Source organism: Bacillus sp. HMSC036E02 (genome assembly GCF_001836235.1).
Taxonomy (GTDB): domain Bacteria; phylum Bacillota; class Bacilli; order Bacillales; family Bacillaceae_G; genus Bacillus_A; species Bacillus_A cereus.
In genome coordinates, this window is the sequence record NZ_KV827879.1 from 1 (window position 1) to 438 (window position 438).

Sequence of the window (438 nt, forward strand, 5' to 3'; positions counted from 1 at the left end):
GGTGTCTTAACCACTTGACCAACGGGCCAAATATTATAAATCCTATGGCGGAGAGCAAGGGATTCGAACCCTTGATACGCTTGTGACGTATACACGATTTCCAATCGTGCTCCTTCGGCCAACTCGGACAGCTCTCCAATGGCTCCGCAGGTAGGAATCGAACCTACGACCGATCGGTTAACAGCCGATAGCTCTACCGCTGAGCTACTGCGGAATAATATTGCCTGGCAACGTCCTACTCTCACAGGGACAAGGTCCCAACTACCATCGGCGCTAGAGAGCTTAACTTCCGTGTTCGGTATGGGAACGGGTGTGACCTCTCTGCCATCATTACCAGACATTATTCTTTTGAGACAATCATTATTATAACTTATTTACTTTAAAAGTCAACAAGTTTTTTATGTTCTCTCAAAACTAGATAACATTGCTACATATTAT

General features: G+C 45.0%; 2 tRNA genes and 1 rRNA gene. All 3 read right to left on the reverse strand.

What is annotated here, in order from left to right:
• Nucleotides 1-45: 45 nt before the first annotated feature.
• The 3 genes from HMPREF2590_RS26115 to rrf all read right to left on the reverse strand — a co-directional run bounded on the left by HMPREF2590_RS26115 (nt 46) and on the right by rrf (nt 338).
• A tRNA-Ser gene (locus HMPREF2590_RS26115) sits at nt 46-137 on the reverse strand.
• 2 nt (nt 138-139) lie between these two features.
• Nucleotides 140-214: transfer RNA gene (locus tag HMPREF2590_RS26120), tRNA-Asn, on the reverse strand.
• An 8-nt stretch (nt 215-222) separates the two neighbouring features.
• Nucleotides 223-338, reverse strand: a 5S ribosomal RNA gene (rrf, locus tag HMPREF2590_RS26125).
• Nucleotides 339-438: the final 100 nt, after the last annotated feature.